The 922-nt window shown below is 40.8% G+C and carries 1 protein-coding gene; it reads right to left on the reverse strand.

The genetic code is table 11. The features are described 5' to 3' along the window. Positions 1-40: 40 nt before the first annotated feature. Entirely contained in the window at positions 41-616 is a 576-nt protein-coding gene (locus PSE7429_RS22420; RefSeq protein WP_009627286.1) for a TMEM175 family protein, read from the reverse strand. Positions 617-922: the final 306 nt, after the last annotated feature.

Consider the following 922-nt stretch of genomic DNA (forward strand, 5'->3'; position numbering starts at 1 on the left):
CCTCCTTTTTTTGCTTTTTGGTAATTATTTTACCCTTCCATTACGAGCGGAATGTGGGTTCAATACGGCGATCGGGAATTAACCACATAATTGCTACGGCAACATATAACATTAGAGAGAGCCATGGGTTTAGGAAAGAAAGCAGAATTGCTAGGGCATAAATCACTACTGAGATTTTACCTTTGAAATCTTTGCCAAGGGCGATCGCCAATGTCGAATCTTGCCCATGATGAGAGATCAATAGACGGCTCAGAATGTAATAAGCGATCGCTGACATCATCAGTACCAGACCATAGAGTGCAACTGGTACAGCAGAGAACAAGTTCTCGCCCGACCATGCTGTTACAAAGGGGATCAGCGATAGCCAAAATAGCAAATGCATATTTGCCCATAAAACTCCACCATTAACCTGTCTCACGGCTTGTAACATATGGTGGTGATTATTCCAATAGATTCCCAAGTAGATAAAACTAAGTACATAACTCAGAAATATGGGAATTAAGGGGCGTAATGCTTCTAAGGTTGATTCATGGGGAACTTTTAACTCTAACACCATGATCGTGATCAGAATGGCGATAACGCCATCGCTAAAAGCCTCTAATCTGCCTTTGGTCATTGTAATAGATTACTCCTTGCGGTCTTAGTTCAAAACTAAGTTAGGTTCTAATTATGCCCAGCTACTTAGATGTTTCATCATAAACTGAGCAATTATGCATTTACAGTTCTTTGCGCTCAAACCCAAACCAAGGAAATTTTTGAAAGCGTTGAAAAGCAACGCTTTCAAGAGTTTCCTTGGTCACTTGACTTAGGATAACGTGAGTTCGGGATAATTTGAAACGGGTTTCGAGAAAGGGTTTGCTAAGCAAACCCTTTCTCGAAGCCCAAAAATAAAAGCCTTGCTACGCAAGGCTTTTATTTTTGG

Source organism: Pseudanabaena biceps PCC 7429 (assembly GCF_000332215.1).
GTDB lineage: Bacteria > Cyanobacteriota > Cyanobacteriia > Pseudanabaenales > Pseudanabaenaceae > Pseudanabaena > Pseudanabaena biceps.

Excerpts from the sequence above, each read along its gene's own strand:
- PSE7429_RS22420 (WP_009627286.1), bottom strand. The coding sequence starts at position 616 with ATGACCAAAGGCAGATTAGAGGCTTTTAGCGATGGCGTTATCGCCATT.